This window comes from Aquaspirillum sp. (assembly GCF_055136605.1).
The window spans coordinates 44,216-51,107 of the sequence record NZ_JBSQVP010000009.1 but is presented as its reverse complement, the minus strand read 5'-3'; the positions used below and the strand labels follow the sequence as shown (position 1 = coordinate 51,107).

The following is a 6,892-nucleotide window of genomic DNA, read 5'->3' as shown; positions in this document are numbered from 1 at the left end:
AAGCTCGCATCATATTGACTACGTTTTGAATTCATTTCTTCTCCCTCGTTAAGATCTATCATGCCCTATCGAGGTGTCTACGGGTATTAGACCATTACAAAATGCAGGTCAGTGATTTTTGCTGCCTTGCAGACGCGCTTGAAAGCACGGTCAAGTCCGGAGGTGTCGTGGAAGTTCGGGATAACCTTGCCACTGATATCCCGGGGCAAGCGCCGCAGGGTCTCGGCGGCCTTCAGGGTGAGCGGCACGGTACGAGCGCTACCGTTTTTTGTCATATCCAGACGGATCGTGCCGGCATCGAGTTTGACCTGGCGCCATTCGAGCGAAAGGATTTCCCCAGCGCGCATTCCTGTTTCGAGGGCGATATCAATGCATGCTTCAAGCCAAACCTCGGCGCCACGAGCCTGAGGACGATAGATGGCTTTGCGCAGACGCTTTTCTTCCTCAGCGGATAAACGCCGCTCCCGCCCCGGTCCCGCCTGAGGCTTGCGGACATTACGCAGTTCGTGCATCAGCGGCATTGACCATTCTTTAATGGCAATGGTATACATATGAGAGAGCAACGCTAGCTCGAGCCGGACCGTGTTGGCGCTGACCAGTTTCAGTCGCTCGTCTCTATACTCTACGAAATCCTTGGCGCGCAGGCTGGCGAGAGGGCGTAACGATATCGGATGAACCTGAAGTTGCAGGATTCGATTGCGCTCGGCGACCAGCCCCCGTTTCTTGGGGGTGATCTGCTCAAGGTATTTCTGCAGGGCTTGACCGAGGGTAGTGCGTTCTACTTCACGCCGGTCCCGGAAATAGCCGGTATCGATGTTGGCTTCGACTTCCCGTGCCCAGCGCTCAGCGTCGGCCCGGGATTCGAAAGTCTTGGTTTGAGATGGATAGCCTTTGCGGCGAATGATTGCTTGGAACTGGTAGTCACCCCGTTTGGTGATCGTTGCCATCGCTAACTCCTGAAAAATCAGTATAGCGTTGCTGCAGCAAATCACGCGCAGGAGAGTGCAGCAAAAATGCAGCAAAAAAGCCTTCAGATAGCAAAAAGCCCGCTGGGTAGCGGGCTAAGTGCTTGAATCTTATGGCTCCTCGACCTGGGCTCGAACCAGGGACCTACGGATTAACAGTCCGGCGCTCTACCGACTGAGCTATCGAGGAATCGTTGCAGTGCATCGATAGGTCGGCATAATAGACATCCTCTTACTGTTTGTCAACATCTTTCGTCTTCTTTTTTTGAAAAAAGCTTAATAAATGTTAATGGTATAACAGTTTTTTATTGACTACTGTTATACAGATCAGGCAGCCTTAGCGGCTCTCACAAACAATGAGTGGAGAAAGACCGTATGTTCAGTGAAGAACACTCATGGTGGGCTGGGGCGTTGACCTTGGATTCCTTGGGCGCCTTTGGTTTGGTGTTAGCACTTGGCGTGCTCGGGGGGCAATTGGTTCATCGGGTACTCCATCTTCCCGCCTTAACCGGCTATTTGCTCACGGGCTTATTGCTTGGCCCTGCTGGATTAAATCTATTATCACGAACGGTGTTGGGTGATATTCAGCTATTTGTCGATCTTGCCCTTGGATTGTTTTTATTCGAGCTAGGACGGCGCCTAGATGTGCGGTGGCTGGTGCATGATCGCGGATTATTATGGTCGAGTATTTTAACCAGTACACTGGTGTTTATTGCCCTTCTCGGGCTGATGATGGGGTTGGGCTTGCCTTCGGGTTTGGCCAGTTTGGCAGCCGCCATGGGCAGCGCCAGCTCACCGCCCATCCTATTACATCTAATTCGCGAAATGCGCGCCGAGGGTCAAGTCAGTGAGCGCACCTTGGTTTTTACGGCAGTTAATAATTTATTTGCTTTGGTATTGTTCACCGCCGGCATCTCTGCCTTACAACTGGCTGGCGAGTTTGCCATTGCCACCACCGCTTTCACCGATTTTCTACGACTGTTGGCAGGTTCCTTAGGCCTCGGAGTAGTGATGGCTTTACTGTCGATTCCATTAAGCCGCTGGCTGGGCCGCGAAGCCATTACACAAAACGCCCTGTTATTAGCCTTAATTGCCTTGACCGTCGGCCTATCCGTTAAGTTTTCGTTATCACCTTTAATCGCTGCCTTGGCGCTTGGCTGTCTGAGCCGTGTCTTAGACCGAGGATACAACATCATCGAGCCGAATTTAGAAGGCTTGGGTCATATTTTATTCTTGGTGTTTTTTGTCTATTCCGGTGCGGTGTTAGTCCCCGAACACTTTATTGCCATGTGGCCGGTCGCATTGGCTTTCCTTGGCCTACGGGCGGTAGTTTTGATGGGCAGTGGCGTGGCTTTTTCGCGTTGGAATGGTTTGTCGTGGCGGCGCGGTGGTTGCTTGGGTTTGACCCTGTTTCCGGTGTCTAGCAGCACTTTGTTACTCATGTTGCACATTGGCAGCTTATTTCCTGCTTTTGGTGCGCAACTATCTGGTCTGATGTTGGCCTTGGTTTTGTGTTCAGATTTACTGGGCCCGATTGTGGCACGGGTCGGTTTAATCGCATCAGGAGAAACCCGTGACTGATCTCACCCACACTGTAGAAACACTGCCCACGCTCACCGCCCCCACCGTCACACCTGAACCGATGCTATTTTTTCAGTCCTCGTCGCCATTGACGATGGGCGTCGAATTGGAGCTGATGATTGTTAATGTCCGCGACTTTAATTTGACGCGAGGGTCGGATGATTTGCTGCATTTAATTAACCGTAAGCCACATGGCTACGATATTAAGCCAGAGATCACCGAGGGCATGATTGAGATTGGCTCGGCAATTCATACTTCGACTGATGACTTATTAGCAGAGCTGCGCGCCATTCGCTCGCTGTTGGTGGCTGCCGCTGAACGGTTGAATTTGGCGTTGGCTGGTGGTGGTGCACACCCGTTTCAACATTGGGATGACCAACGGATTTACCCAAAAGAGCGTTATCGTTTAGTCGGTGAGTTGTATGGTTATCTGGCCAAACAATTTACGGTATATGGTCAACACGTACACATCGGCTGTCCAAATGGGGATTGGGCCGTGCGTTTAACGCATTATTTATCGCGCTATATTCCCCACTTTATCGCCTTGAGCGCTTCCTCGCCTTTTTATCAAGGCGTGGATACCCGTTTTCAAACCTCTCGCCTGACCAGTGTGAACGCTTTTCCGCTATCGGGCTCGATGCCGTGTGTCAACGATTGGGAAGGATTTAATCAATATTTTCAAAACATGGCCAAACTCGGGATTGTTGCCAGTATGAAAGACTTTTACTGGGACATTCGGCCAAAACCCGAATATGGCACCGTGGAAGTGCGAATTTGTGATACGCCACTGAGTATTGAAAATGCTGTGTTATTGGCCGGTTATATCCGCTTATTGGCCAAACACTGTTTTGCCCAGCCCATGCAACCCACCGATGCCCACAGCTATTTGACCTATACCTATAACCGTTTTCAAGCCTGTCGCTTTGGCTTTGAAGGGGTGTTGGTTAAGCCATTAGAAGGCACACAAACCTCGGTATTAGAGGATATTTTGGTTACCCTCGACCAACTGCGCAGGGTATCCGAATCGGTGGAGGAAGACAGTATTTTGGCTGCGTTGCGCGAACGCACCTTAGCGCGAGATTCTGATAGTGATTGGCTACGTCAAGCCTATGCCCGCACCCACTCACTCAGTGATGTGGTGCGGCGACAGGCAGAACGATGGATGTATGGCCGTGAACGAGTTATTGGAAGTAGGCACTAGGATCAATCGGTTTGCCACGATAACGCAGCTCGAAATGCAGCAGGGGTTTACCGCCGTGGCTGCCCATTTCGGCAATAGTTTGTCCGGTGCTGATGGTTTGTCCATCGCGGGCTAACAATTTGCTGTTATGGGCATAGACAGTCAGATAGTCTTTATTATGTTTAATAATCAACATATTACCGTACTGTCGAATCCCGCTGCCGGCATACACTACCTTACCGGGGGCAGCAGCTAAAATCGGAGTCCCCACTGCGCCAGCAATATCCACCCCATTGGTGGTTGTATTGAAATTCCCAAGTTTGCCACCGGTCACCGGCATGGCTAAGCGGATACCCGCTTGTGCAGGGGTTACAACAGGGTCTTTTGGTGTGGGGCGTAACACTGGGGCACGGGGCGTCGTGGTTGGGTTTGCCGCAACAGTGGGAGGTGCCACTCGCAACACCTGTCCCACTTCAATTTGGCTGGCGTCGGCAAGATTGTTCCACTTCACCAAGGTACTGACACTCTGCCCCCAACGCTTTGCAATCCGAAATAAGGTATCGCCAGCCTGAACGCGATAATAGCCCGGTTCAACCGGTGCATTGACATCGACACCGGCGGAAGGTGTGGTTGAAGACGCACATCCATACAGCACACTCAAGGCTAAGGCGGCAACGGCAAGGGGGCGGAGGAAATCAGCAGCAGTCATGGAAACCGATTATACAGCTTCTTGCTCACCTTGGGCGGCAACGGGCATGTCTGGCAAAAAGCGGGGGGTCAGTTCTTCCAATCCAAATTCTTGCAAAATGGCTAACAAACGTTGCTGTGCATTCCCACGCCGTTGACCGGTATAACGGGCAATAATCAGCTCATTTTTCATCGAATGTTCCCACCCGACTAATTCGGTCACCGTCACCTGATAGCCATAGGCTTCTAACGCCAAACAGCGCAAGACATTGGTGAGGTGGCTACCAAATTCACGCGTGTGGATGGCATGCCGCCACATTTCAGACAATGGAGTTTGTCCCAACATCTTATTTTTATGTTGGCGTAACACAGCAGCGACCTCAGCCTGACAACACGGCACCAAGACAATAAAACGGGCTTTTTTATGCAAGGCAAAGCGGATGGCATCATCAGTTGCCGTATTGCACGCATGTAACGCCGTCACCATGTCGATTTGCGCGGGCAAGTCTGTCGAGGTGATCGACGCTTCGACGCTGAGATTCAGAAAACGCATCCGAGGGAACTGTAAATGAGCGGCCAATTCTTCCGACCGCTGTACCAGTTCTTGCCGTGTCTCAATCCCAAAAATATGGCCGACCTCACGTTGTTTGAAAAACAAATCGTACAGGATAAAACCAAGATACGACTTCCCTGCCCCATGATCGGCAAGGGTACAGGGTGCAGCAGCGTCTGCCAGTTCCTGCAATAAAGGCTCGATAAATTGGTAGAGATGATAAACCTGTTTCAGTTTACGGCGGCTGTCTTGGTTGAGCTGTCCATCACGGGTCAGGATATGCAACGCTTTTAATAACTCAACCGATTGGCCCTCGCGGACTTCGGGCGGCAACACGGTTGGCCGATAGCTGATATGTTTCTTCTTTTTGTCGCTCATACCGAAGGCTTCCATGTTGGAATGTCGAGTGCTTGCCAGCCTGCCAAACCGATTTTTTCCATCGTAGCGATATTGCGTTCAAAAATAGTATCGGGGTTGTCGATTTGACTCACCACCCGCGCAATACTCTCCTCGCGAATCAAGTGTAATGTGGGATAGGGAGAACGATTGGTATAGTTGCTGATGTCGTCTGGCTCAGTATCAGCAAACTGAAAATCAGGGTGAAAGCTGGCCACTTGGATCACGCCTTCTAAGCCCTGATCGGCTGGCGCTGCTTCGGCGATTTGCAGCACATCATTAAATTCTAAGAAATCAGGGAATAAAGTCGGGTGAATCAATAAGGTGGTGTCGATTTCACTGGCTGGTGTTGCCGCCAACAGCGCTAACTCATCGTCCAGTTCTTCTAAAAACTGATCGAGATGTTGCGCTTGGCTGACCACAAAGCGAATTTGGTTTTTGACATACACGGCTTTGGCAAATGGGCACAAATTCAGCCCAATTACCGCCTTCTCTAGCCACACTTTGGTTGCGGCAATCACGTCTTCTGGCGTAGTCATCTGCAATTCCTGACAAAAGCACCAGTTTAACGCAACCAGCCACAAGGGATTTAGCCAATCTCAGTCCGGTTACGTCCAGAGTGTTTAGCACGATACAAGGCCTGATCGGCACGCTCTAACAAACTCTCGGGTGCCAAATCAGCATGAGGCGCCAGTGAAGCCAAGCCGATACTGGCAGTGATGATGTTAGCCGTGGGAGAAGCCAGATGGGGCATGGCCATTTCTGCCAACGCCTGATGGATTTTATTTGCCACAACAAGGGCATGTTCGCTGTCAGTTTCAGATAGCAACACAGCAAATTCTTCGCCACCATAGCGTGCAGCAAGGTCGCTGCTGCGTTGAATGGTTTGATTTAACAAACCACCAAAGCGGCGTAGGGCTTCATCACCAGCTTGATGCCCATAGTGGTCGTTGTAGAGTTTGAAGTGATCAATATCAATCAACATCAAGCTCAAAGGGCGTTGGTTACGCTGACAACGACGCCATTCCCGCTGATATTGCTCGTCAAAACAACGGCGGTTACCGATACAGGTCAGACCATCCGACAAAGTAAGGCGGCGTAACAAGTCGGTTTGCCGTTTTAAGGTTAAGTGAGTGCGTACCCGTGCTTGCACAATCGAGGGGTTGACCGGTTTGCTGATGAAATCCACCGCGCCAATATCAAGCGCCCGTGTTTCATCTTGGGCATCAGTAAGCGCAGTAATAAAGATAATCGGGATATCTGCCGTCAACGGGTCGTGTTTGAGTGTAGAACAGACCGTATAACCGTCCATCTCGGGCATCACCGCATCCAATAAAATCAGATCAGGAGCTCGAGTTTGTGCCAACTCAATTGCCTTATCCCCTTTCAAAGCAAACAACACTTCGTGTTGTTCCTTCAAAATATTGTTCAATACCAGCACGTTTTCCATCATGTCATCCACAATCAGAATACGGCCGCGTAAAGGCAGGTCGGTCGAAAACGAAGTTGGCATCAGATTAGGGCTCTCGG

The 6,892-nt window shown here is 50.7% G+C and carries 7 protein-coding genes and 1 tRNA gene; 2 read left to right on the top strand and 6 right to left on the bottom strand.

Annotated features, from left to right (window positions below):
- Positions 1-86: 86 nt before the first annotated feature.
- Together ACTBZS_RS03040 and ACTBZS_RS03035 are read right to left on the bottom strand one after the other, a co-directional pair.
- Entirely contained in the window at positions 87-947 is an 861-nt protein-coding gene (locus tag ACTBZS_RS03040; protein WP_463043230.1) for a tyrosine-type recombinase/integrase, read from the bottom strand.
- Between the two features lie 132 nt (positions 948-1,079).
- Positions 1,080-1,155: transfer RNA gene (locus ACTBZS_RS03035), tRNA-Asn, on the bottom strand.
- A gap of 185 nt (positions 1,156-1,340) precedes the next feature.
- Here ACTBZS_RS03035 and ACTBZS_RS03030 point away from each other — a divergent pair.
- Positions 1,341-2,546, top strand: coding sequence for a cation:proton antiporter (locus ACTBZS_RS03030; RefSeq protein WP_460430529.1), 1,206 nt, complete (start codon positions 1,341-1,343; stop codon positions 2,544-2,546).
- Entirely contained in the window at positions 2,539-3,747 is a 1,209-nt protein-coding gene (locus ACTBZS_RS03025; protein WP_463043229.1) for a YbdK family carboxylate-amine ligase, read from the top strand. The genes ACTBZS_RS03030 and ACTBZS_RS03025 overlap by 8 nt, the downstream gene beginning before the upstream one ends.
- On the opposite strand, the gene ACTBZS_RS03020 is transcribed toward ACTBZS_RS03025, so the two are convergent.
- From ACTBZS_RS03020 to ACTBZS_RS03005, 4 genes are read right to left on the bottom strand one after another with little or no spacing between them, the layout of a single operon-like run.
- Entirely contained in the window at positions 3,728-4,435 is a 708-nt protein-coding gene (locus ACTBZS_RS03020; RefSeq protein WP_463043228.1) for a peptidoglycan DD-metalloendopeptidase family protein, read from the bottom strand. The genes ACTBZS_RS03025 and ACTBZS_RS03020 overlap by 20 nt on opposite strands.
- A gap of 9 nt (positions 4,436-4,444) precedes the next feature.
- Positions 4,445-5,344 (bottom strand): class I SAM-dependent methyltransferase, encoded by a 900-nt coding sequence (locus tag ACTBZS_RS03015; protein ID WP_463043227.1) that lies wholly within the window; start codon positions 5,342-5,344, stop codon positions 4,445-4,447.
- A complete protein-coding gene (locus tag ACTBZS_RS03010) occupies positions 5,341-5,901 on the bottom strand; it encodes a DUF1415 domain-containing protein (protein WP_463043226.1) in 561 nt (186 codons plus the stop codon). The genes ACTBZS_RS03015 and ACTBZS_RS03010 overlap by 4 nt, the downstream gene beginning before the upstream one ends.
- Positions 5,902-5,951: 50 nt before the next feature.
- Positions 5,952-6,875, bottom strand: a complete 924-nt coding sequence (locus ACTBZS_RS03005) for a diguanylate cyclase (protein WP_460430524.1) — start codon at positions 6,873-6,875, stop codon at positions 5,952-5,954.
- Positions 6,876-6,892 lie beyond the last annotated feature (17 nt).

Bases quoted from the DNA above. Each gene is read 5' to 3' on its own strand.
- ACTBZS_RS03040 (WP_463043230.1), bottom strand. From the start codon at position 947: ATGGCAACGATCACCAAACGGGGTGACTACCAGTTCCAAGCAATCATT.
- ACTBZS_RS03030 (WP_460430529.1), top strand. From the start codon at position 1,341: ATGTTCAGTGAAGAACACTCATGGTGGGCTGGGGCGTTGACCTTGGAT.
- ACTBZS_RS03020 (WP_463043228.1), bottom strand. From the start codon at position 4,435: ATGACTGCTGCTGATTTCCTCCGCCCCCTTGCCGTTGCCGCCTTAGCC.
- ACTBZS_RS03015 (WP_463043227.1), bottom strand. From the start codon at position 5,344: ATGAGCGACAAAAAGAAGAAACATATCAGCTATCGGCCAACCGTGTTG.
- ACTBZS_RS03010 (WP_463043226.1), bottom strand. From the start codon at position 5,901: ATGACTACGCCAGAAGACGTGATTGCCGCAACCAAAGTGTGGCTAGAG.
- ACTBZS_RS03005 (WP_460430524.1), bottom strand. From the start codon at position 6,875: ATGCCAACTTCGTTTTCGACCGACCTGCCTTTACGCGGCCGTATTCTG.